19 protein-coding genes are annotated in these 23249 nt (G+C 72.6%); 8 read left to right on the top strand and 11 right to left on the bottom strand.

Going from position 1 to position 23249, the window contains the following annotated elements:
* Positions 1-147: 147 nt before the first annotated feature.
* The 4 genes from pqqE to pqqB are packed head-to-tail and all read right to left on the bottom strand — an operon-like array spanning position 148 to position 3243.
* Positions 148-1257: a pyrroloquinoline quinone biosynthesis protein PqqE gene (gene pqqE, locus J2N69_RS31935; protein WP_443049322.1), complete on the bottom strand. Its 1110-nt coding sequence runs from the start codon at positions 1255-1257 to the stop codon at positions 148-150.
* A complete protein-coding gene (pqqD, locus tag J2N69_RS31930) occupies positions 1254-1544 on the bottom strand; it encodes a pyrroloquinoline quinone biosynthesis peptide chaperone PqqD (RefSeq protein WP_230903806.1) in 291 nt (96 codons plus the stop codon). The genes pqqE and pqqD overlap by 4 nt, the downstream gene beginning before the upstream one ends.
* Complete coding sequence (gene pqqC, locus J2N69_RS31925) at positions 1541-2284, bottom strand: pyrroloquinoline-quinone synthase PqqC (protein WP_269075647.1); 744 nt, start codon at positions 2282-2284, stop codon at positions 1541-1543. The genes pqqD and pqqC overlap by 4 nt, the downstream gene beginning before the upstream one ends.
* Positions 2281-3243, bottom strand: coding sequence for a pyrroloquinoline quinone biosynthesis protein PqqB (gene pqqB, locus J2N69_RS31920; RefSeq protein WP_230903805.1), 963 nt, complete (start codon positions 3241-3243; stop codon positions 2281-2283). The genes pqqC and pqqB overlap by 4 nt, the downstream gene beginning before the upstream one ends.
* Before the next feature lie 122 nt (positions 3244-3365).
* Between pqqB and J2N69_RS31915 the strand changes: the two genes are divergently transcribed.
* Both J2N69_RS31915 and J2N69_RS31910 read left to right on the top strand, forming a co-directional pair.
* The gene (locus tag J2N69_RS31915; protein WP_230903804.1) at positions 3366-3572 is read left to right on the top strand and encodes a hypothetical protein; all 207 of its coding nucleotides are present in this window, start codon (positions 3366-3368) and stop codon (positions 3570-3572) included.
* A gap of 241 nt (positions 3573-3813) precedes the next feature.
* On the top strand, positions 3814-4605 hold the full coding sequence (locus J2N69_RS31910; RefSeq protein ID WP_230904957.1) for an aldo/keto reductase: 792 nt from the start codon (positions 3814-3816) through the stop codon (positions 4603-4605).
* Positions 4606-4769: 164 nt separating this feature from the next.
* On the opposite strand, the gene J2N69_RS31905 is transcribed toward J2N69_RS31910, so the two are convergent.
* Positions 4770-5240 (bottom strand): CU044_2847 family protein, encoded by a 471-nt coding sequence (locus tag J2N69_RS31905; protein ID WP_230903803.1) that lies wholly within the window; start codon positions 5238-5240, stop codon positions 4770-4772.
* Positions 5241-5289: 49 nt separating this feature from the next.
* Positions 5290-9018 carry a WD40 repeat domain-containing protein gene (locus J2N69_RS31900; protein ID WP_230903802.1) on the bottom strand — a complete coding sequence of 1243 codons (3729 nt, stop codon included), beginning with the start codon at positions 9016-9018 and terminating at the stop codon, positions 5290-5292.
* A 395-nt stretch (positions 9019-9413) separates the two neighbouring features.
* Here J2N69_RS31900 and J2N69_RS31895 point away from each other — a divergent pair, with 395 nt between their 5' ends.
* A complete protein-coding gene (locus tag J2N69_RS31895; RefSeq protein WP_230903801.1) occupies positions 9414-10751 on the top strand; it encodes a glycosyltransferase family 39 protein in 1338 nt (445 codons plus the stop codon).
* 69 nt (positions 10752-10820) lie between these two features.
* Here the strand turns inward: J2N69_RS31895 and J2N69_RS31890 are convergent, their stop codons facing one another.
* The 3 genes from J2N69_RS31890 to J2N69_RS31880 form a co-directional block, all read right to left on the bottom strand.
* Positions 10821-11810: a class I SAM-dependent methyltransferase gene (locus J2N69_RS31890; protein WP_230903800.1), complete on the bottom strand. Its 990-nt coding sequence runs from the start codon at positions 11808-11810 to the stop codon at positions 10821-10823.
* 142 nt (positions 11811-11952) lie between these two features.
* Positions 11953-12693 (bottom strand): class I SAM-dependent methyltransferase, encoded by a 741-nt coding sequence (locus J2N69_RS31885; protein ID WP_230903799.1) that lies wholly within the window; start codon positions 12691-12693, stop codon positions 11953-11955.
* An 8-nt stretch (positions 12694-12701) separates the two neighbouring features.
* Complete coding sequence (locus J2N69_RS31880) at positions 12702-13007, bottom strand: 4a-hydroxytetrahydrobiopterin dehydratase (RefSeq protein WP_230903798.1); 306 nt, start codon at positions 13005-13007, stop codon at positions 12702-12704.
* A gap of 81 nt (positions 13008-13088) precedes the next feature.
* On the opposite strand from J2N69_RS31880, the gene J2N69_RS31875 reads away from it, so the two are divergent.
* A complete protein-coding gene (locus J2N69_RS31875; RefSeq protein ID WP_230903797.1) occupies positions 13089-13940 on the top strand; it encodes a helix-turn-helix domain-containing protein in 852 nt (283 codons plus the stop codon).
* Between the two features lie 91 nt (positions 13941-14031).
* Here the strand turns inward: J2N69_RS31875 and J2N69_RS31870 are convergent, their stop codons facing one another.
* Positions 14032-14454, bottom strand: a complete 423-nt coding sequence (locus J2N69_RS31870) for a hypothetical protein (RefSeq protein WP_230903796.1) — start codon at positions 14452-14454, stop codon at positions 14032-14034.
* A 251-nt stretch (positions 14455-14705) separates the two neighbouring features.
* Between J2N69_RS31870 and J2N69_RS31865 the strand changes: the two genes are divergently transcribed.
* Genes J2N69_RS31865 through narI form a run of 4 tightly spaced genes read left to right on the top strand, consistent with a single transcriptional unit; the run spans position 14706 to position 21346 of the window.
* Positions 14706-18389: a nitrate reductase subunit alpha gene (locus J2N69_RS31865; protein WP_230903795.1), complete on the top strand. Its 3684-nt coding sequence runs from the start codon at positions 14706-14708 to the stop codon at positions 18387-18389.
* Complete coding sequence (gene narH / locus J2N69_RS31860; RefSeq protein ID WP_230903794.1) at positions 18389-20050, top strand: nitrate reductase subunit beta; 1662 nt, start codon at positions 18389-18391, stop codon at positions 20048-20050. The genes J2N69_RS31865 and narH overlap by 1 nt, the downstream gene beginning before the upstream one ends.
* Positions 20043-20624, top strand: coding sequence for a nitrate reductase molybdenum cofactor assembly chaperone (gene narJ / locus J2N69_RS31855; RefSeq protein WP_230903793.1), 582 nt, complete (start codon positions 20043-20045; stop codon positions 20622-20624). The genes narH and narJ overlap by 8 nt, the downstream gene beginning before the upstream one ends.
* The gene (narI, locus tag J2N69_RS31850) at positions 20624-21346 is read left to right on the top strand and encodes a respiratory nitrate reductase subunit gamma (RefSeq protein ID WP_230903792.1); all 723 of its coding nucleotides are present in this window, start codon (positions 20624-20626) and stop codon (positions 21344-21346) included. Before narJ ends, narI begins: the two co-directional genes overlap by 1 nt.
* Here the strand turns inward: narI and dnaK are convergent.
* Complete coding sequence (gene dnaK, locus J2N69_RS31845; RefSeq protein WP_230903791.1) at positions 21343-23211, bottom strand: molecular chaperone DnaK; 1869 nt, start codon at positions 23209-23211, stop codon at positions 21343-21345. The two genes, narI and dnaK, sit on opposite strands and share 4 nt — an antisense overlap.
* Between the last annotated feature and the right edge of the window lie 38 nt (positions 23212-23249).

Here is a 23249-nt window from a genome sequence, read left to right as displayed (position 1 = left end):
CGCGGAGGATCTTGTCCGAGCTGTCGGGCTGCCCGCCGTGGGCGTCGGCGTCCGTGGTCGACAGCCACAGTTCGTCGGCGCCCGGCACGGCGGTGACAAAGCGCAGGCGGCCGCCCCGGCTCCACCCCCGGCCCCGGCCCGCCCCGACTACGGCGCGTTGGTGCGATAGGCGTAGTTGAGCGGTTCGCCATCGGAGGCGGAGGCGCGGGAGGTCGCCGCGTCCACCAAGGCCTGGACCACGCCGTGGTCGGGCGAGCGGTGGCAGGCGGGGTCCGTGCGGGTGGCGTCGCCGGTCAGGGCGTACGCCTGGCAGCGGCATCCCCCGAAGTCGACCGTGCGCAGCTCGCAGCCGCGGCAGGGATCGCCCATCCACGCCTGGCCCCGGTAGCGGCCGAAGGCGTCCGAGTCCCGCCAGATCCAGCCGAGCCGGTGGTCACGGACGTTCGGCGCGTCCCGGCCGAGGAGGTCCGCGGCGGCCGGGCAGGGCAGGACGGTGCCGTCGGGGGCGACGGTCAGCGAGACGGCACCCCAGCCGCCCATGCAGGGTTTCGCGACGCCGTCGACGTAGTCGGGTGCCACCCACACCAGTTCCATGCGGCCCGCGAGCCGCTCGCGCCACCGTTCGACGCGCTCGCGGGCGCGGGCGACCTGCGCGCGGGAGGGCAGGAGGGCCTCGCGGTTGCGCAGGGCCCAGCCGTAGAACTGGGTGTTGGCCAGTTCGACGCGGTCGGCGCCCCAGGTCAGGGCGAGTTCCACGAGGGCGTCCAGCGCGTCGAGGTTGGCGCGGTGCAGCACGGCGTTGAGGCCGAGCGGCAGCCCGGCGGCCCGCACCAGGCGCGCCGCGCGTTCCTTCGCGGTGAACGCCCGGGCGCCCGCGATGCGCGCCGCGGCCCGCGGGTCGGCGTGCTGCACGGAGAGCTGGACGCTGCGCAGCCCGACGTCACGGAGGTGACCGAGCCGCTCGCGGTGCAGGCCGACGCCGCTGGTGACGAGCTGCGTGTGGATGCCCGCGGCGTCGGCGGCGGCGACGATCTCCGCGAGGTCGCGCCGCAGGAGCGGTTCCCCGCCGGACAGATGGCTCTGCACGACGCCGAGGTCGGCCGCCTGACGGAACACGTCCGCCCACTCCACGGCCGTCAACTCCGCTGATCTACCGACGAGTTCCGTGGGGTTGGAGCAGTAGGCGCAGCGCAGGGGGCAGCCGTGGGTGAGCTCGGCGAGGAGGGCCCACGGCGGATCGGGGTCGGGGGCGCTCACCGCAGCCAGCCTTCGGCCCGCAACCGGGCGAGGAACGGCGGGACTTCCTCTGCCACGGGTGCGTCGGGGTGGCGGCGCACCAGCTCCGCGACGATGTCCGCGACGTCGCGCTCGCCGTCGCACAGGGCCACGATGCCGCCCGCGGCGCCCCGCAGCACGACGACGCGTTCGGGCAGCACCAGGAGGTCGACGCCGCGCACCCGGTCGTGCCGGAGCAGGACGGAGCGGACCAGCGCGGGGCGCCACGCCCGGCGTACACCTTCGCGTACGGCCCCGGAAGCACTCATCGGGCACCTCCCGCGCCGTTGTCGACGGCAGCGACGGCGTCGAGCAGCGACCAGAGGACGTCGCACTTGAAGGTGAGGGCGGCGACGGCCCGTTCCTGTTCCTCGCGGGTGCGCGCCCACGCCAGGACGAGGCCGAGCGCCTCCCGCCCGTCGCGGCCGCCCTGTCCGACGCGTGTGCGGAAGTAGGCGAGACCGGCCGCGTCGATCCACGGGTAGTGCCGTTCGAAGGCGGCGATCCTGGTCCGCATCAGGTCGGGCGCGGAGAGTTCGGTGAGGGAGGCGGCGACGGCGTCGAGGGCGGGGCGCAGGCGGCAGAAGTTGACGTAGCCGTCGACGGCGAGCCGCACGCCGGGCAACACCTGTGAACTGTCCAGGAGTTGGCGTCTGTCGAGACCGGCCGCCTCGCCGAGCCGCAGCCAGCGTTCGATGCCGCCCGCGCCGTCCCGCTCCCCGTCGTGGTCCTGGATTCTGCGCAGCCAGCCGCGGCGGAGCGCGGGATCGTCGAACTTGGCGAGGATCAGGGCGTCCTTGACGGGAATGTGCCGCTGGTAGTGGAACCGGTTGGTGATCCAGCGGCGCAGTTCCTCGCGGGTGAGGGTGCCCTCGTGCATGCGTACGTTGAAGGGGTGCCGGTCGTGGTAGCGCGCGGCGGAGACGGCGCGCAGCCGCTCGGTGAGTTCGTCCGGGGTCCAGGGGGCCGTGTCCGCGTCCGCGGCTGTCCGGGGGGCCGTGGTCGTCACAGCTCGATCACCATCCCGTCGGCGGCGACTTCCAGCCCCCAGTGCGCGAGGATCGCGTGCTGTTCGGCGTCCGGGTCGCCGAGGGGGTTGGTGTTGTTGAGGTGGGTGTAGAGGCAGCGGCCGGGCAGCCGGGCCAAGCGGTGTGCCGTTCCGCCGGGGCCGGCGACGGGGAGGTGTCCCATCGCGGTGGCGGTCCGGTCGGTGAAACCGGCGCGCACCGGTTCGTCGTCGTCCCAGAAGGTGCCGTCGACGATGACGCAGTCGGCGTCCTGGGCAGCCTTCTCGAAGGCCTCGCTCCAGACGGCGAGGGCGGGGGCGTAGAGGGCGGTGCGGCCGGTGGTGGTCTCGGTCAGGCGCAGCGCGACCGACCAGGTGTCGGCGTCGGGGCCGGTTCCGGCGGCGTACCGCGGCCGCTTGGCCGAAACCGGTACGGCGGCGACACGGATCGCGCCGCTGTCGTCCAGCGGCAGCCCGGGGTCTGCGGTCAGCTCCCGCCACCGTACGGACGTGTAGGGCGTCAGGAGCGCGTCGAGCCGCAGCCCGTCGCGCACCGCCTCGCGCACGGGCGCGGTGGCGATGACGTCGACGCCGTCGCGGGCCTCGCGGAGGCGGGCGAGGCCGAGGGTGTGGTCGAGTTCGGCGTCGGTGAGGACGACCCCGGCGACGGGCGTGCGCCGCGTGTCGGAGCCGGTGCCGGGGTGCAGGGCCGGGGTGGCCTCGATCTGGTCGGCGAGGTCGGGGGTGGCGTTGACGAGGTACCAGCGGCCTTCGCCGGGCCGGTGGCCATCACCGGGCCGGTGGTCCCCGCCCGGCCGGTGGTTCTCGCCCGCGTGGACGGCGAGCGCGGCGTGCCGGCGGCGGCGTTCCGGGTGGGCTCGGGCCCCGGCACAGCCGGGACACGCGCAGTTCCACTGGGGCAGCCCGCCGCCCGCCGCGGTGCCGAGCACCTGCAGCAGCATGGCGGCGGGTCTACCGGTCGGCGAGACGGTAGGCGGTGACTTCGAGCGCGGTGTCGACGACGGCGTACGCGGGGCTCTGCCAGTCGCCGGGCGCGGGAACCGCGGCCACGGGTCGCGTAGGCATGGACGTCGCGGAGGTAGGCATCGACTGCTCGGGCGCGGGCATGGACCTCGTAGGCGTAGGCATGGAGGTCGTAGGCGTAGGCATGGACGTCGTAGGCGTAGGCATGGACATAGACATCGGCATGACGCCGCCTTTCCTGAAGAGGTGGGGGTTCAGGACGAGCCACGGGCCGCGGGGCGGGGACATGCTTGTAGCGTTCACATGAGTGTCCCGCGTTCAGTGTCGCGTCATAGCGTCTCGGCATGATGGGACACCGTCAATGGTCCGGACCGACTTGACCTCCGTGTCTCTTCGAGATCCGGCCAATCAGCGGTCAGGATCACGTCGCCCGGTTCAGGAATGCGGCGGCGACCCTGATCGTTGACCATGGGAGTACCACCCGACGACTTAAGGATCGAGAGCTCGTGAGCAAGGTCCCCCCGATCATCCTGAACAACGGCGTCGAGATGCCCCAGCTCGGTTTCGGTGTCTGGCAGGTGCCGGACGACGAGGCTCAGACGGCGGTCACGACGGCCTTGGAGGCCGGGTACCGCAGTATCGACACCGCCGCGATCTACGGCAACGAAGAGGGCACGGGCAAGGCCATCGCCGCCTCCGGTGTGCCCCGCGAGGAGCTGTTCGTCACCACGAAGCTCTGGAACGCCGACCAGGGCCATGACTCGACGCTCCGCGCCTTCGACGCCTCGCTGAAGAAGCTCGGCCTCGACTATGTGGATCTCTACCTCATCCACTGGCCGCTGCCCTCCAAGGACAGCTACGTCGACACCTACAAGGCGTTCGAGAAGATCCAGGCCGATGGCCGCGCCAAGTCCATCGGCGTCTCGAACTTCCTGCCCGAGCACCTGGACCGGCTGATCGCCGAGACGTCGGTCGTCCCCGCCGTCAACCAGATCGAGCTGCACCCGCACCTCCAGCAGCGCGCCGCCCGCGAGTACCACGCGGAGCAGGGGATCGCCACGGAGGCGTGGTCGCCGCTCGGCCAGGGCAAGGGGCTCCTGGAGGTCCCGGCGATCGTCGCGATCGCGCGGAAGCACGGGCGCACGCCCGCGCAGATCGTCCTGCGCTGGCACATCCAGCTGGGCAACGTCGTGATCCCCAAGTCCGTGACCCCGTCCCGGATCAAGGAGAACATCGACGTCTTCGGCTTCGAGCTCGACCCCGAGGACATGGCGGCCATCTCCGCCCTGAACGAGGACCGCCGCCTCGGCCCGGACCCGGCGACGTTCGACGTGGTGTAGGCACCCGGTCGTGCAAGCGGTGGCCCGCTCGCGTCGGCCCCTCGGGGTCGGCGCGGGCGGGCCGGCCGCGTCTCCAGGCCGTGCACAGCGATCGCCCGGCCACCGAGCAGCCGAGCCGAGCCGAGCGGCAAGGGTGTCGCGGGCATGCCAGTGCGTGCCCGCCCTTACCTGCCTTGCGCGTCCCGTCGTACGTCTCGTCCCGCGTCCTGTGGTACGTCCCGCCCCGGGTCCTGCCATACGTCCCGCCCCGCCTCTTGCTGCCCGTCCTGGCTGCCGCCGGGTTGGGTGGGCAGGTCGGCGGCCCGCGTCTCCTGCCGCTCGCGTGACCAGGTGAGACGGACTGTCAGATGCCCCTCGGCCGACGTCTTGGCGATGACGGCGCCCGCCGCCGCGGTGAGCTTGACGCCGAACTCCAGCTCGATCGCGTCGGGGTCGAGCGCCCGCTCCCGGAAGGTCCGCAGCGCGGAGAGCGCGGCGCCGCGCACGTGCCCGAGGGCCGACTCGAACCGCCCCTCGACGTCATGGATCTCCTCGCTGTCACCGCGCCGCGACACCGACCTGAACCCCGGGTCCCGGGAGTCGACCTCGACCACGACGGGCCCCGCGTCGGACTCCCACCGCACCAGCTCGCTCACTGACCGACTCCGCTCCACGCCCCGACAGCCCTTGCCTGAAAAGGTAACGTCAACAGGTCGGCCGATAGGGGGCGTTCGACAGATACGTACGCCACTGTCCACGCGTCAGGCCACCACCGGCCCGCCGACACGCGATGCCCGCCGCCCGCTCCCCGGAGAAGGGAACCCCGCGGACCGCCCCGTGCGCGGTCGCGATCAGCAGTTCGTCCCCGGCGAAGCCCAGGGCGAGGACGGCGCCGTCCGCTCCGGGGTACTCGGCGCCGGGGAGGCCGGGGGTCCCCGTCTCCCACACGCGGACGGAACCGTCGGGGGTGCTCGCGGCGAGGTGGCGCCCGTCGGCGGAGAAGGACAGCGCCGAGGCCGGCCGGTGTTCACCCGGGCCGCCTGCTGAGAGGACGGCGAGGAGGCGGGTTCCCGGGCCGTTCCACAGGGTGAGCCGCCCGTTGTCGTCGCACACGGCGAGGAAACGGTGGTCGGGGCTGAACGCGCCGGTGATCAAGCTGTCCTCGCCGCGCAACGCGGGCGTCGAACGGCCTGTCCTGAGGTCGGTCATCCGGCCGTCCAGGGTCAAGAGCGCGCGGCCGTCGGGCGCCAAGACCGGTGAACCGAGGGACCTGCGGCTCAGCAGCCGCTTGTCGGTGCCGCCGTCGGTCCGGCCGTCAGTGCGCCCGTCGAGGTGGCCGTCGGTGCGGCCATCGATGCGCCGGACCTCGACCTTTCGGTTGTCGTTCTCCTGCTTGCCGGGCTTCATGCCCGCGATGACGGGCGGCCCGCCGCCCTCGGGCAGGACGAGGTCCTCGACCCAGGACGCCACCGTGTGGCGGGCCTTCGCCCGGCCGTGGCGGACGCTCCACTGGCGGACGGTCGTTCCCCGCTCCGTACCGGTGGTGTGGGCGAGAGTCCTGCCGTCCGGGGAGAACGTGAGGGCGGGGTCCGGGCAGCCCTCGCACGACCGGCCCGGCAGCGAGCGCAGCAGGGTCCCGTCGTGGGCGTCACGGAGCCGTACCACCGCAGTGCCGCCCCGGCGTTCGGCGGTGGCGAGCGAGCGGCCGTCGGGGCTGAACCGTGCGCCGACCGACGGGCGTTGGCGGTGACGGCCGGACAGGACGTCGGCGATGCCCAGGGTCCGTACCACCCTGGTGCTCGTCCGCACACGGATCACCCCCGCCTCCGTGTCCAGCCGCACTTCGCGTGCCGTGCCCTCCCCGATGGGGTGGCGCAGCAGTGGAGTGCCGGGGTCGGCGACGCGCCACAGGACCACTTCCTGCTTGCCGAGCGCGACCGCCGTGGTCCCGTCGTCGCTGAAGTCCAGGCTCGGTTCAGGGGCTCCGGGGAGGTCGACCTCGGGCCGTTCCTCGCCGGTCCGCATGTCCCAGGTCCGGATGCCGCCCTCCACGGGCACGGCCAGGGCCCGCCCGTCGGGAGTGAATGTCGCCGTCTGCGCCGTGCAGAACGCCTGGTCGAGCGCGCGCGGCCACCGCCTCGGGAGATCGCGTCCCGTGGAGATGTCACGCAGAACCAGCGGACCGTCGTCCCCGGAACAGGCCGCGAGGAGACGGTCGTCGGGGCTCATGGCGGAGTAGGGGCTGCTGCTCGTCGCCGCGTTCCGGACCGTCGTCACGAGCCGGTGCCGTCGCACGTCCCAGACCTGGACCTCGCCCGGCGTCTCCCGCTGCAGGACGAGCAGCCGCCCACTGGGCGCGAACCTGGCGTCCATGCCCGCCGAACGGCCTTCTCGTAGGGGCCGCCCCACCGGACGCTCGCGCAGCAGGTCCCAGACCTGGACGCCCCGCTCGGTGGCCCGGGCGACGAACCGCCCGTCGGCGCTGACATCCATGGCGAAGTCGGCCGGGCCGGACGGGCCGGGCCGGTCGTACGTACCGAGCCGCCGCCGCTCCGGCACCCCCCACCGTGTCACCCGGCGGCCGGTGGAGCTGGTCAGGACCCGGCCGTCACCGCTGAGGAAGTGCGCCGCCCGCTCACTCTGGTCACCGCCGGCGAACATGTCCCGCTCGCGCTGCGCGGCAACCCCTCGTACCGCCTCGCGGGTCTCCGGCAGGTCCGCGAGCCGCCAGGCGGCCACGCTCAGCCGTGTCGCGGTGACCGGGTCCGACAGGCGCAGCGTCCGCGCGACGCCGGCGATCCGCCTGGCCTGTGCCTCGGTGCTCCGCCGGTCGGCGTTCTCGTTCTGCTGCCAGGCGACGGTTCCCGCCACCATGGCGAGGCAGAGGAGTGCCACCAGTCCCGAGAGGAGGGCGCGGGTACGGCGTGCGGCGCGGGTTGCCGTCCGTACTCCTTGCGCGTGGGCGTCGATGCCGGCCATGAGGAACTCTGCCTCGCCAGGAGCGAGTTCGCCGTTGCGCTGATTCGCTACGAACGTCTCTGCGGCCGCCGTGAGCCGTGCCCCTCGGTACAACGCCCCGGGATCGCGCCCCAACTCCGCCCAAGTGTAGGCCGCTTCGGTGAGCGCGCGGTGCAGCCGCAGCCGTTCACGGTCCTCCTCGATCCATCCGCGCAACCGCGGCCAGGCCGTGATCAGCGCCTCGTGCGCGAGGTCGACCACGCCCTCGTCGACCGTCAACAGCCGTGCCGCGACCAGCTGTTCCAGGACGGGTGCACAGCCGGGCGGCAGCTCGGCGCGGTCGACGGGGCGCCGGGTGTCCTGCGTGCCGGCACCGGGCGCCACCATCCGCAGCAGCAGCGTGCGCGCGGTTTCGGTCTCCGTCTCGCTCAGCCGGCCGTAGACCTCCTCGGCGGTGTGCGCGACCGCGCCGCGCACCCCTCCGATCGCCTCGTACGCCGCTTCGGTCAGCGTTCTCCCGCTGCGCCGCCGCCACACCTCGCGCAACGCGTGTGCCATGAGCGGCAGGCCGCCCGGCTCGTCCGCGACATCGGCGACGAGCCGAGCGGTCAAGGACCGCTCCACCACAAGGCGTTCGGCGGCGGCCGGCCGCACGATCGCCTCGCGCAGCCGTGCCGGGGGCATGGGCCCGACGAGCAGGTTGGCATCACCGAGCGCCTCGGCCAGCGGCCCGTGCTCGGCGCAGCGGCCGTAGAAGTCGGCGCGCACGGCGAGGAGCACCCGCAGGCGGGACGCGGCGTCGCGGGCGGTGAGCAGCAGGGTGAGGAACGCGTCCCGTTCGGCGGGGTCGTGGCAGAGGGAGAAGAGTTCCTCGAACTGGTCGACGACGAGCAGTGTGTCGCCGTCACCGCCGGCGGGTATGAAGAGGCGCCGGTGGGTGCGGGCCGGGCGTTCGCCGGGGGTGAGGATGCGGACGGAGGCGGGGCGCCAGGGTCCGCCGGGCTCCCGCAGGGAGGGGATCAGGCCGGCTCTGAGCAGGGACGACTTTCCGCTGCCCGACGCCCCGATCAGCGCCGTCACCCGGCGGCGTGCCGTGAGCCGTGCCAGTTCGTCCACGAGGTCGTCCCTGCCGTGGAAGCGTTCCCGGTCGTCGGTGCCGAACCGGGCGAGGCCCGGGTAGGGCGCGTCGCCCTCGTCCGTGCCACGTCCGGCGTCCTCGGCGACCGTCTCGTACCAGCGCCGCTCCCACTCCCGCGGGTCCCCGCCGCACGCCGCCACGTAGGCGAGCAGCACGGGCAGCGTCGGCAGCCGCTCCCCCGAGGCCGCCGCGGAGAGGGTGGGCGCCGAGTACGGGGCCTGCTCCGCCATCGTGCGGTACGTGGGGCTGCCCGCGTTCACGCGGAGCTTGCGGAGATCGTGCGCGAGGCGCGGGACCGGCCCCGCCGTCGGCTCCACAGGTTTCTCGCGACGCCCCACTCCGACTCCCCGCTCCCTCTTCCCAATTCCGCTGTCCACTCCAGGCCGCGCTCCGGGCCCCCCGTCGAGCCCGCCCCGGTCACGCCACGGCCACCCCGGGCCGCTCCGGCCATTGATCGGCGCGGCGGAAGGGGGCTGCCCATCAATCCTCGCGCGGCTGGACTCGGCTGTCCCGGCCCGCCCTTGGGCCGGTACAGCCGTCGCAGCGCACCCTCGGGGAGCCCGCCATCACCACTGTCACCCGAACCCTGTCATCCGCCCTCACGCGAGCGCGTACGCGAGGTCCTGATCCGGCCACGCCCGGACCACCCCGTCCGTCGAAGCGTGCCGCCGCGCTGCCACCCCTGCTCCTGACGCTCGCCCTCGGCCTCTGGGGCATACGCCGCCAGGGCAGCATGTGGCGGGACGAGGTGGTCACGTACGACGTCTCGCGCCGGGACCTCACCGTCCTCTGGCGGACGCTCGGCGACGCGGACGCCGTGCACGGCTTGTACTACCTGGTGATGCACGGCCTCTTCCGATGGTCGGGTGACATCGACCCGCTCCTGGTGCTGCGCGTCCCCTCCATGCTCGCGATGGGCGCCGCCGCGGCCGGTGTGGCGCTCATCGGGGAGCGGCTCGCGGGGCCGCGCGCGGGTACGCTCGCCGGCCTCGTCTTCGCCGTGCTGCCCCCGGTCCAGCGCTTCGCGCAGGAGGGACGTTCGTACGCGATGGTGTGCGCGCTGGTCGTCTGGGCCACGTACGCGTTGACGAGCACGGTCGCCACCGAGGGGGGTCGCGCGCGGCGCGCGTGGTGGCTGTACGGCGCGCTGTCGTTGGTGGCGTGCCTGCTGCACGAGTTCGCCGTGCTCGCCCTCGCGGCGCACGCCGTGTGGGTGCCCCGGGCGGCACGGCGGCGGTGGGCCGTGGCGTCGGGGGCCGTCGTCGTGGTCGTCGCCCCGTTGGCCGTGGTGAGCGAACGGCAGAAGGCCCAGGTGGACTGGCTCTACGCCAACCCCTGGACGTACGCGGGGGCGGTCGCGGTGTGCCTGCTCGGAGCGGGCTGCGCGGCGTCACTTCGGGGACGGGGCGTCGGGGGCGCTCCGGCGGGCGTTCTCGTGCGGCTCGCGCTGCCCCTCCTGGTCGTCCCCACCACGCTGCTGCTGCTCTGCGCGCCGGTCAAGCCGCTCTTCGTGGACCGCTATGTCCTGTACGGCATGGCCGGCCTCGCCCTCCTCCTCGGTGCCGTGCTCGACCGGGCCCCGCGGGGCGGCCGGAGGCGCGCCTCCGTGGCCGTGGTGGCCGCCGGTGCGGCCGTGGCCGCCGTGCTGCCCATGACGCTGCACATGCGCACCCCGGCCGGCCGCCTCGACGACGCCACCTCCGCCGCGCACGCCATCCGGGCCGCGGGCCGGGAGGGTGACGCCGTGGTGTACCTGCCGCTGCGCCGCAGGGTGTGGTCGCTGGCGGTGCCCGGCGCCGCCGACCAGCTGCGCGACATCGCCCTCGCCCGGAGCCCGGTCGCCTCCGCCACGCTGTACGGCACGGAGGTGCCCGCCGGTGTCATCGCCCGCCGTATGCGCGCCGAGCCGCGGATCGTGCTCGTCACGGACCCGTCGGGCGGGAGGGACGAGGAGGACGCACGGGAGAAGGTGAAGCGCGCCCTCGTCGCCGAGCGCCGCTTCGAGACGTGCCGGGCGTGGCGCGGCCGCGGAGCGCGCGTCATCGTCTACGCGCTGCCCGGCCACTGCTGAGCCCGGCCCTATGCCCTGGCCCCGCCCTCGGCGTCCTCGGCGTCCTCGGCGGCCGGCGTCCTCGGTGTCCTAGGCGTCCTTGACCGCCACATGCACCGTCTGCGCCGTCAGCAGGAACAGGTCCGGGCGGTGGTGCAGGCTCTGCGGGTCGTCCTTGTCCAGGAGGCGGTCGAGGGTCGCCAGGTCGTCGGGGGCGAGGCGGTCCTCGCGCGTGTCCCGGCGACGCGTGAACTCCTCCACGATGTGGGCGCGGGCGTCCTCGGAGAGCGGGGCCGGGAGGTCCAGGAGGAAGGTGCGCGTGGCCGTGTGGCGCAGGCCCGCGTCGGCCAGGAGCGCCGGCCAGTCCTCCGCCGCGTCCTTCGAGCCGGGCAGGCCGGCGCGCATGCCGGCGAACCACTCCTCGTCGGAGGCCTCCAGGCGGGCGAGGAGACCGGGGCGGCCGAAGCCGATGTCCCGGGGGAGGTAGCGGGCACTCAGGCCGCCCTCCAGGAGGGCGAGCGCGCCGCCCGGTGCGAGGCGGTCGGCGAGGGCGGCGAGCGCGGCGCCCTGGTCGCCGACGTGGTGGAGGGACTTGCACAGCCACAGGAGGTCGGCGGTCGGTACGTCGTCGATGGCGTCCGGGAGCGCCGCGCGCACCGTGGCGAAGCGGTCGCCCAGACCCTCGCGGGCCGCGCGGTCGCGGGCCTGTTCCAGGAGGGGCTCCTCGGGGTCCGCCGCGACGATCCGTGCCTTGGGGAAGGCCTCGGCCAGCAGGAAGGAGACGGCCCCGGGGCCGCTGCCGACGTCGACGACGACGCCGGGGTCCGGGGCCCACCGGCGCAGCCAGGCCGCCGCGTCGCCGTACAGGGGCGCGGCGACGCGCGCGTACCGCTCCAGCATGGCGCCCATGGCGGCCCAGTCCATGTCGCGGTCCTCGCCGTGACCGTGGCTGTGGCTGTGGCTGTGGCCGGTGCTGTGCCCGTGCCCGTGGCTCGCGCTCTGTCCCTGCCCTTGGTCCTTCCGCTGGCCCTGGTCCTGGTCCTGGTCCTGCCCCTGGTGGTGCCCCTGGTCGTGCCCCATCACTGTGCCGCCTTCCGGTTCTGCCGTCGTCGTGACAGGGACCAGCCTGCTCCCGTTTCCCGGTTTTCGACCAGCCGCGTTGCCGTTCCCGCAAATTCCGCCGGCAGGCGCGGCTTGCGGCGCCCGTCGCCCCCCCCCGCCCTCAACCCCGCTTCCGGAACGCCCGCAGGCTGAATCGGGGGTCCGGGCGCGGCACGTCCTGGTCCGGGAGCGCCGCGAGCCCGGCGGCCAGGCGTGCCGCCAGAGGGCCGTCCGGCGGGATCTGCGTGAACCAGCCGCGGTGCAGGTCGTCGACCGTGGAGCGGGGCGAGCGGCCCTGGCCGTGGCCGGTGAACCCGGCGCGGCCCGCGGGCGCCATGCCGTGCTCGGCGGCGTACACCTCGACGGCCGGGCCGCGGTCGACGGCGGGGCGTACAGGGCGCGGGGCGAGCACGGCGTCGATGTCGCTGCCCACGTCGTGCGAGGCGGCCTTGTCGACGGTGGTGACGTAGACCCCGCCGGGCCGCAGCACCCGCGCGCACTCGCCGACGACCGTCGACGCCTCCTCGGGGCCGGACAGCAGATGCAGCAGCCATACGGAGCTGACGGCGTCGAACGCCCCGTCCGGGAACGGCAGTCGTCGGCTGTCACCGAGTACGACGGCGCCCGGCACCCGGCCCGCCGCCATCCGGACCATGCGGGGCGTCGCGTCCACGCCCGTCACCCACAGGCCCTCGCGTGCGGCCAGGCGCCGGGTGACGAGCCCGGTGCCGCAGGCGACGTCGAGCAGGGTGCGGGCCTCGGAGGGGATGAGGCCGAGGACGGCGGCCGCGGCGGCCGCGGCGCGGGGCTCACCGCCGCGCGAGGCGTCGTAACGGTCCGCTTCCTTGCTGTAGTCCAGCATGCCGGTGCTCACTGGACGCCGTGCGCGGGCGCCAACTCCTCGACCCGGCGCGCGAGTTCGAAGTCGAGTTCGGTGAGCGCGCCGCCCGCGCTGTGCGTGTGCACGGCCAGCGTCACGGTGTGGTAGCCGAGCGTCAGGTCGGAGTGGTGGTCCAGCTCGTCCTGCGTCCGTGCGATGTGCACGACCAGACCGGCCGCCGCGAAGTGCGAACCGAGCCGGTACGACCGGGTGAGCTTGCCGCCGTCGAGGGACCAGCCGGGCAGTTCGGCGAGGCGGTCCTCGATCTCCTTCTGCGAGAGCGGTTCGGAGGTCATGGTCAGGGCTCCTTCCACGGAATCACCTCACCTTGCCACAACCTGTTTCGATTACCGTCCAAGGATGACTACCGTCGAGGGATGACAACCGCCGCGCCCGCCAAGGGGAGCACCACAGGCAAGGCCAGGGACACCACCAAGGGGAACGCCACGGGCGTGGGCCCGCTGCTGCGCGGCTGGCGCGAGCGGCGCCGGGTCAGCCAGCTGGAGCTGGCCCTGCGCGCGGACTCCTCCGCCCGGCACATCAGCTTCATCGAGACGGGCCGCTCGCGCCCGAGCGAGGAACTCGTGCTGCGCCTCGCCGACCACCTCGACGTGCCGGTGCGGGACCGCAACTCCCTTCTCCTGGCGGCTGGTTACGCTCCGCGCTTTCGCGAGACCCCGCTGGCCGACCCCTCGATGGGCACCCTGCGCGCGAACCTCGAACAGCTGCTGACCGGTTACGAGCCCTATCCGGCGCTGGTCGTCGACGCGACGTACGACGTGATCGCGGCCAACCGCGGCATCGCGATGTTCCTCGAAGGCATCCCGGAGCACGTGCTGACGCCGCCGCTGAACGCGATGCGGCTCACCCTTCACCCCGAGGGCCTCGCCCCGAAGGTCCGCAACCTGCGGGAGTGGCGCGGCCACCTGCTGCACCAGATGGAGCGGCAGATCGCGTTGCAGCGCTCGGACGGTCTGCGGGCGGTGTACGAGGAGGTGGCCGCGTACCCGGTGGCGGACCCGGGGGTGGACGCCTTCGACGCCGGGACGGAGGTGCCGTACTTCGCGCTGCCTCTGCGGATCGAGCACGACGGGCATGTGCTGTCCTTCATCTCGTCGATCTCGACGTTCAACACGCCGATGGACGTGACGGTCGCCGAGCTGGCCATCGAGACGCTGCTCCCGGCCGACCCGGCGACCGCCAAGTACCTCCGGACCCGCATGACCTAGCGGCCGGAAGCCTCGCGGGCGTCCCGGCCGCCGGGCGGTTCACGCCGCCGGGCGGTTCACGCCGCCGCGCGGTTCACACCCGCCGCGCGCTTCACGCCCGCAGCGCTCGCAGTGCCCCGTACTGCAGCGCGGCGAAGCCGCCGACGGTGACGGCCTGGAGCGGGATCCAGACCGCGCCGGCCGTGCTCGGCGAGAGCCAGGCGACGAGGGCGACGACGCTGAGCACCGCCCAGGCGGCGTTGCCCTCGATGACCGCGCGCACGCCGAGCGTCGGCGGGCTCTTGCGGGAGGCGAGGTAACCGACGCCCGCGCCGTAGAGGGTGAGGAAGACGCCGAGCCCGAGGAGCAGCCCGGAGTCGACGCCGAGGAAACGCCCGAGGGGCCCTGAGGCGGCGACGTACGCGAGACCGTTGCCGGCGGTCACGACGGCGTCGAGGCCGAGGAAGCGGCGCAGCATGGTGGTCGGGTCGGTGGTGCGGGCCAGGGTGGTGAGGGGGTACGTCGAGACGGACATGGCGGCTGCCTCCAGGCTGCGGGGACGGGCGGGCTTCGGTGGGCGGATCAGGGGCCGCGGTGCGCGGCCCGTTCCGTTGACACCACTGTGTCGTCCTCGCGCCCCCCCGGTCGATTACGTCCCAGGTAATGCCGCCCGCGGTCCCGGGCGGTGCCCGTCTTTCGCTCCGCAACCCATACGGCGGCGGCCGAAGGGTGCCCCGTGGCCCTCGCCCCTAGGTTCGTTCAAAGGCAGACCTAGGGAGCTCCACGGTGACAGAGACGACCGAGCCCGCCGCCGCCCTGCTGCGGGCGGGGAAGTTCTTCCGGCGCGGCACCACCGCCCCCGACCTGCACAGCGTCGCGCTCACCGGGGGCCGGGACGCGGACGCCTTCTACCGGGACCGCTGGAGCCACGACAAGGTCGTGAACTCCACGCACGGCGTGAACTGCACCGGCTCGTGCCGCTGGAAGGTGTATGTCAAGGACGGCATCATCACGTGGGAGTCGCAGGCGACGGACTACCCGAGCGTCGGCCCCGACCGCCCCGAGTACGAGCCGCGCGGCTGCCCCCGGGGCGCGGCGTTCTCCTGGTACACGTACTCCCCCACGCGCGTCCGCTACCCCTACCTGCGCGGCGTCCTGCTGGAGATGTACCGGGAGGCGAAGGCGCGCCTGAAGGACCCGGTGCTGGCCTGGGCGGACATCCAGGGCGATCCGGAGCGCCGCCGCCAATACCAACAGGCGCGCGGCAAAGGCGGGTTGGTCCGGGCGGGCTGGGACGAGGCGGTCGAGATCATCGCCGCCGCACATGTGCACACGATCAAGACGCACGGCCCGGACCGCGTCGCCGGCTTCTCGCCCATCCCCGCGATGTCGATGGTGTCGCATGCCGCAGGGGCCCGTTTCATGGGGCTGATCGGCGCGCCGATGCTCTCCTTCTACGACTGGTACGCGGATCTTCCCGTGGCCTCGCCGCAGGTGTTCGGCGACCAGACCGACGTACCGGAGTCGGGTGACTGGTGGGACGCCGCGTATCTGATGATGTGGGGCTCCAACGTGCCGGTGACGCGGACGCCCGACGCGCACTGGATGGCCGAGGCCCGCTATCGCGGGCAGAAGGTCGTGGTGGTCGCGCCCGACTACGCCGACAACGCCAAGTTCGCCGACGAGTGGCTGCACCCGCACCCCGGCACGGACGGCGCGCTCGCCATCGCCATGGGGCACGTCGTCCTGAAGGAGTTCTTCGTCGACCGGCCGACGGACTTCTTCACCGAGTACGTCCGCACCTACACCGACCTGCCCTTCCTGGTGACGCTGACCGAGCGCGACGGCTCCCTCGTGCCCGCGAAGTTCCTGCGCGCCACCGACCTCGGCGAGGAGGGCGAGGGCGGCGACTGGAAGACCGTGGTGCTCGACGAGAACACCGGGCGGCCCGCCGTGCCGGGCGGCTCACTCGGCTTCCGCTGGACCGAGTCCGGCAAGGGCAAGTGGAACCTCGACCTCGGCGGCATCAAGCCGCTCCTGTCGCTGCACGGCTCGCCGGTCGCGGCGGGCGTCGAGGTGCTGCTGCCCCGCTTCGACACCGAGGGCGGCGCGCACGGTCAGGGGCGCGGTGAGGTGATGCGGCGCGGGGTGCCCGCGACGCGGCTCGGGGGGCAGGACGGGCCGCTGGTCACCACCGTCTTCGACCTGCTCCTCGCGCAGTACGGCGTCGGGCGCGACGGGCTGCCGGGCACGTGGCCCTCGTCGTACGACGACGCGAAGACGCCCGGTACGCCCGCCTGGCAGGAGGTGCACACCTCCGTACCGGCCGCCAAGTGCGTCAAGATCGCCCGGGAGTTCGCCGCGACGGCGGAGAAGTCCCGCGGGCGCTGCATGATCCTGATGGGCGCGGGCACCAACCACTGGTTCCACTCCGAGACGATCTACCGGGCCTTCCTCGCCCTGCTCCAGCTGACGGGCTGCCAGGGGCGCAACGGCGGCGGCTGGGCGCACTACGTCGGGCAGGAGAAGTGCCGCCCGGTGACCGGCTGGGCGACGCTGGCGGGCGGCATCGACTGGAGCAGGCCGCCGCGGCAGATGATCGGCACCGCCTACTGGTTCCTCAACACCGACCAGTGGCGTTACGACAGGTTCGCCGCCGACGTGCTCGCCTCACCGCTCGGCGAGGGCCGCTTCGCGGGGATGACGGGCGCCGACTGCCTGGCGCTGTCGGCGCGTTCCGGGTGGATGCCGTCGTACCCCACGTTCGACCGCAACCCCCTCGACCTCGCGGAGACGACCGACGACCCGGTGGCCAACGCCGTCGCGGAACTCAAGGCGGGCAGCCTCAAGTTCGCCTGCGAGGACCCGGACGCGCCCGAGAACTGGCCGCGTGTGCTGACACTGTGGCGCGCCAACCTCCTCGGTTCGTCCGCCAAGGGCGCCGAGTACTTCACGAAGCACCTGCTGGGCACGCATGCGTCGCTGCGCGCCGAGGAAGCGGCACCGCACGAGCGCCCCTCCACGGTCACGTGGCGCGACGAGGCACCCGAGGGCAAGCTCGACCTGCTCGTCTCGCTCGACTTCCGGCAGACGTCCTCCACGCTGCTCTCCGACGTCGTGCTGCCCGCCGCAACGTGGTACGAGAAGCACGACCTGTCCACCACCGACATGCACCCCTACGTGCACTCCTTCACCCCGGCGGTCGACCCGCCCTGGCAGGCGCGGACCGACTTCGACACGTTCCGGGAGATCGCCGAGCGGCTGAGTGAGCTGGCCGTGGACCACCTCGGCGTCCGCAGGGACCTCGTCGCCACCGCGCTCCAGCACGACACGCCGGGCGAGACGGCGCAGCCCGGCGGGGTCGTCCTGGACTGGCGCACGGGCGAGTGCGAACCGGTCCCGGGGCGGACGCTGCCGAACCTCGCGGTCGTGGAGCGCGACTACACGGCGATCGGCGCGAAGTTCGCCGCGCTCGGACCGCTGGTGGAGCGGCTGGGGCTGCCCGCCAAGGGCATCGCCCTGCACCCCGACCGGGAGGTCGAGGAGCTGCGGGAGCGCAACGGCGTGGTGCTCGGCGGGCCCGCCGACGGCCGTCCGGCCCTGAACACCGCCGTGAAGGCGGCCAACGCCATCCTCGCGCTGTCCGGCACGACGAACGGGCGCCTGGCCACGCAGGGCTTCCACACCCTGGAGGAGCGCACCGGCCAGGAGATGGCGCACCTGGCCGCCGAGCACGAGGGCAAGCGCATCACGTATGCCGACACACAGGCCGCGCCCGTGCCGGTGATCACCTCACCGGAGTGGAGCGGCAGCGAGTCGGGCGGGCGCCGCTACACCGCGTTCACGCTCAACACGGAGCACCTGAAGCCGTGGCACACCCTCACCGGGCGCCAGCACTTCTTCCTCGACCACGACTGGATGCACGAGCTGGGCGAGGCGCTGCCCGTCTACCGGCCGCCCCTGGACATGCACCGCCTCTTCGGGGAACCACGGCTCGGCCCCGACGGTGAGCGGGAGGTGACGGTCCGTTACCTCACGCCGCACAACAAGTGGTCGATCCACTCCGAGTACCAGGACAACCTGTTCATGCTGTCGCTCTCGCGCGGCGGGCAGTCCATCTGGATGGCGCCGCAGGACGCGGACGCGATCGGCGTACGGGACAACGACTGGATCGAGGCGGTCAACCGCAACGGCGTCGTGGTGGCGCGCGCGATCGTCTCGCACCGCATGCCGGCCGGCACGGTCTACATGCACCACGCGCAGGAACGCACGGTGAACGTGCCGAAGACGGAGACCACCGGCAGGCGCGGCGGCATCCACAACTCCCTGACCCGCCTCATCCTCAAGCCGTCCCATCTCATCGGCGGCTATGCGCAGTTGTCGTGGGCGTTCAACTACCTGGGTCCGACGGGCAACCAGCGCGACGAGGTCACCGTCATCCGCCGCAGGTCGCAGAAGGTGGAGTACTGATGCCCCGTGACGCAGGCACCATCGGACGCTGTATGGCACAGATCGCGATGGTGATGAACCTCGACAAGTGCATCGGCTGTCACACGTGTTCGGTCACGTGCAAGCAGGCGTGGACCAACCGCGACGGCATGGAGTACGTCTGGTTCAACAACGTCGAGACCCGCCCCGGCCAGGGCTATCCGCGCCGCTACGAGGACCAGGAGAAGTGGCGCGGCGGCTGGGAGCTGAACAGGCGCGGCGCCCTGAAGCTCAAGAACGGCGGCCGGATCAAGTCGCTCCTTGAGATCTTCTCCAACCCCAAGCTGCCCGAGATCAAGGACTACTACGAGCCCTGGACGTACGAGTACCGCAACCTCACCGACGCCCCGCTCGGCGACGACTACCCGGTCGCCGAACCCCGCTCCCTGATCTCCGGCAAGCCGATGAAGATCGAGTGGTCGTCGAACTGGGACGACAACCTCGGCGGCGCCACCGAGCACGGCCACCTGGACCCGATGGTCGCCAAGACCCGCCAACAGGCGTCCGACAAGGTGAAGTTCGCCTTCGAGCAGACCTTCATGTTCTATCTGCCGCGCATCTGCGAGCACTGCCTGAACCCGTCGTGCGTGGCGTCCTGCCCGTCCGGGGCGATGTACAAGCGCACGGAGGACGGCATCGTCCTCGTCGACCAGGACCACTGTCGGGGCTGGCGCAAGTGCGTGACCGGCTGCCCGTACAAGAAGGTCTACTTCAACCACCGCACCGGCAAGGCCGAGAAGTGCACGCTGTGCTACCCGCGCGTCGAGGTGGGCCTGCCCACCGTCTGCTCGGAGACGTGCGTGGGCCGCCTGCGCTACCTCGGGGTGATCCTGTACGACGCCGACAAGGTGACGGCGGCGGCCTCCGAGCCCGACGAACACCGGCTTTATCAGAGGCAGTTGGACGTCTTCCTCGACCCCGCCGACCCCGAGGTGCGCCGCGCGGCCGAGCGGGCCGGGATCTCCCGCGACTGGATCGAGGCGGCACGCCGCTCCCCCGTGCACGCCCTGATCAGCACGTACAAGGTGGCGCTCCCGCTGCACCCGGAGTACCGCACGATGCCGATGGTCTGGTACATCCCGCCGTTGTCGCCGGTGGTGGACGCGCTGACGGAGACCGGCCACGACGGCGAGGACGCGGCCAACCTCTTCGGCGCCATCGACACCCTGCGCATCCCCCTCGAATACCTCGCGGAGATCTTCACCGCCGGGGACGTGGGCCCGGTGCGCTCCAGCCTGGAGAAGCTGGCCGCCATGCGGGCACACATGCGGGCCGTCAACCTCGGTGACCCGCCCGACAGTTCGGTGGCGGAGTCGGTGGGCATGACGGGCCCGCAGATCGAAGAGATGTACCGCCTGCTGGCCATCGCCAAGTACGAGGACCGGTACGTCATTCCGACCGCCGCGGTCGGCGACGCGCGGCGCCTGGAGGAGTCGGCGGTCCCCGACACGTGCAGCCTCGATCACCAGGGCGGTCCGGGAATGGGCGGCGACGGCCCGTTCGGCCAGGACTCCGGCAGCCGCCGGAACCTGCCGCTGGTCACGCTGGAGAACTTCCACGCGCTGCGGGCCCGCCAGACCGCCGACGAGCAGCCGAGCGCGGCCGAGAAGGCCAACGCGGCCAAGGAGGACGACAGTGACTGAACACGCCGTGCTCCACCAGGCCGCGGCCCTCTGCCTCGGCTACCCGGACGACGCGTTCCACGAGCGGCTGCCCCTGCTGCGGGCCGCCGCTCCCCCACAGCTCGGCGAGTTCCTCACGTACGCGACCACCACCGACCCGCGGGAGCTGGCCGCGCACTACGTGCAGGTCTTCGACTTCAAGAACCGGCACAGCCTGTACCTGAGCTGGTGGCGCGACGGCGACACCCGGCGGCGCGGCATGGCCCTGGTCCGCTTCAAGGAGGTCTACCGCGCGCACGGCCTGGAGTTCACCGGCGAGGAGCTGCCGGACTTCCTCCCCGCGGTCCTGGAGTTCTCCGCGCTGGCGGGGCCCGAGCTTTTGCTGGAGCACCGCAGTGGGCTGGAGCTGCTGCGGCTCGCGCTGCGTGAGCACGGCACGCCGTACGCGGGGGTGCTGGAGGCGGTGTGCGCGAGCCTGCCGGGCCCGAGCCCCAAGGACCGCGCCGAGGCGCTCGCGCTGGCCCGGTCGGGCCCGCCGCGCGAGGAGGTCGGCCTCCAGCCGTTCGCACCCTTCGCACTCATCGGGGAGCACTGATGGAAACGCTGCTGTGGGGCGCCCTTCCCTACATCGCCTTCGTCCTGCTCGTCGCGGGCACCGTCTGGCGCTACCGCTACGACAAGTTCGGCTGGACGACCCGCTCCTCGCAGGTCTACGAGTCCAAGCTGCTGAACATCGCCTCGCCGATGTTCCACTACGGCATCCTCTTCGTGCTCGTCGGCCACCTGGTGGGTCTGTTCCTCCCCGAGTCGTGGACGGACAAGGCGGGCGTCAGCGAGCACACGTATCACCTGTTCTCGCTGTACGGCGGCACCGCGGCCGGTGTCCTGCTCGTCCTCGGCATCCTGCTGCTGCTCTACCGGCGGCGCACCAACACGCCGGTGTTCCGGGCGACGACCGCGAACGACAAGCTCATGTACCTGGTGCTGTTCGCGGCGATCGTGCTCGGCATGGTGGCCAAGCTGCTGCACACCTCCGGCGACGGTTACAACTACCGCGCCTCCATTGCCCCGTGGGCCCGCAGCCTCTTCACGCTCCAGCCCGACATCGACGCGATGACGGGCGTGCCCCTGATGTACGAGATCCACGCCGTGGTCGGCATGGTGCTCTTCGCCCTGGTGCCGTTCACCCGCCTGATCCACATGTTCAGCGCGCCGCTCCAGTACCTCTTCCGGCCCTACGTGGTCTACCGCTCCCGGGACCCGGAGCGGATCGGGGCGCGGCCGGAGCGGCGCGGCTGGGAACGCACCGGGCCTTAGGGCGCCTTGCCCTGCCCCTCCTTGCCGTGGTCGTCGTCCACGATCTCGGCGTCCACCACGCCTTCCTCGGCGGGTGACTCCGTGGCCGTGGGCTGCTCCTCCGCGCCGCCGCCGGAGGCCGCGTACATCGCCTGGCCCATCTTCTGGCTGACGGCCGCCAGCTTCTCGGTGCCGGTGCGCAGGGCGGCCGTGTCGTCGGGCCGGTCCTTGAGGAGCCCCTTCAACTCGGCCGCCGCGGCTGCCACTTCGTCCTTGACGTCGCCGGGCACCTTGTCGCCGCCGTCCGTCAGGAACCGCTCCGTCTGGTACACGAGCTGTTCGGCCTGGTTGCGGGTCTCGGCCGCCTCGCGTCGCCTGCGGTCCTCCTCCGCGTGCTGCTCGGCCTCGCGGACCATGCGGTCGATGTCGTCCTTGGGCAGCGCGGAGCCGCCGGTGACCGTCATGCGCTGCTCGCGCCCGGTCGCCTCGTCCTTCGCCGAGACGTGCATGATGCCGTTGGCGTCGATGTCGAAGGTGACCTCGATCTTGGGGACGCCGCGCGGGGCGGGCGGCAGCCCGGTCAGGTCGAAGACACCGAGTTTCTTGTTGTACGCGGCAATCTCCCGCTCGCCCTGGAAGACCTGGATGCCGACCGAGGGCTGGTTGTCCTCGGCGGTGGAGAACGTCTCCGAACGCCGGGTGGGGATCGTGGTGTTGCGCTCGATGAGCTTGGTCATGATGCCGCCCTTGGTCTCGATGCCGAGGGAGAGCGGCGTCACGTCGAGCAGCAGGACGTCCTTGACGTCGCCGCGGATGACACCGGCCTGGAGAGCCGCGCCGAGCGCGACCACCTCGTCCGGGTTGACGCCCTTGTGGGGGTCCTTGCCGGTGAGTTCCCTGACCAGCTCGGTCACCGCGGGCATCCGGGTCGAGCCGCCCACCAGGATCACGTGGTCGATGGCGGAGAGCTTGACGCCCGCGTCCTTCACGGCCTGGTGGAAGGGCTCCTTGCAGCGGTCGAGCAGGTCGGACGTCAGCTCCTGGAACTGGGCGCGCGTCAGCTTCTCGGCCAGGTGCAGGGGGCCTTCGGCGGAAGCGGTGATGTAGGGGAGGTTGATGTCCGTCTCGGTCGACGAGGACAGCTCGATCTTCGCCTTCTCGGCGCCCTCGCGCAGCCGCTGGAGCGCCATCTTGTCCTTGCCGAGGTCCACGCCGTGCGCGTTCTTGAACTGCCGTACCAGGTGTTCGACGATCCGCTGGTCCCAGTCGTCGCCGCCGAGCCGGGTGTCGCCGTTGGTGGCCTTCACCTCGATGACGCCCTCGCCCATCTCCAGGAGCGAGACGTCGAAGGTGCCGCCGCCCAGGTCGAAGACGAGGACGGTCTGGTCCTCGCCCTTGTCCAGGCCGTACGCGAGGGCCGCCGCCGTCGGTTCGTTGACGATGCGCAGGACGTTGAGGCCCGCGATCTCGCCGGCCTCCTTGGTGGCCTGGCGCTGGGTGTCGTCGAAGTAGGCGGGGACGGTGACCACCGCGTCGGTGACGTCCTCGCCGAGGTAGGACTCGGCGTCCCGCTTGAGCTTCTGCAGGACGCGCGCGGAGAGTTCCTGCGCGGTGTAGCGGGTGCCGTCCACGGAGCCGCTCTCCGGGAAGCGCCAGCCGCCGTCGCCCATGTGGCGTTTGACGGAGCGTGCGGTGCGCTCCACGTTCGTGACCGCCTGCCGTTTGGCGACCTCGCCCACCAGGACGTCGCCGTTCTTCGCGAAGGCGACGACCGAGGGAGTGGTGCGCGCGCCCTCCGCGTTGGCGACGACGGTGGGCTCACCGCCCTCCAGTACGGCCACCACCGAGTTCGTCGTCCCGAGATCGATCCCGACCGCTCGTGCCATGGTCCAGTCCCTTCCGCCGCGAGCTCATGTCCCCCGTG

The organism is Streptomyces huasconensis (assembly GCF_021028635.1).
Lineage (GTDB): Bacteria > Actinomycetota > Actinomycetes > Streptomycetales > Streptomycetaceae > Streptomyces > Streptomyces huasconensis.
This window is presented reverse-complemented; position numbering and strand designations above follow the sequence as displayed.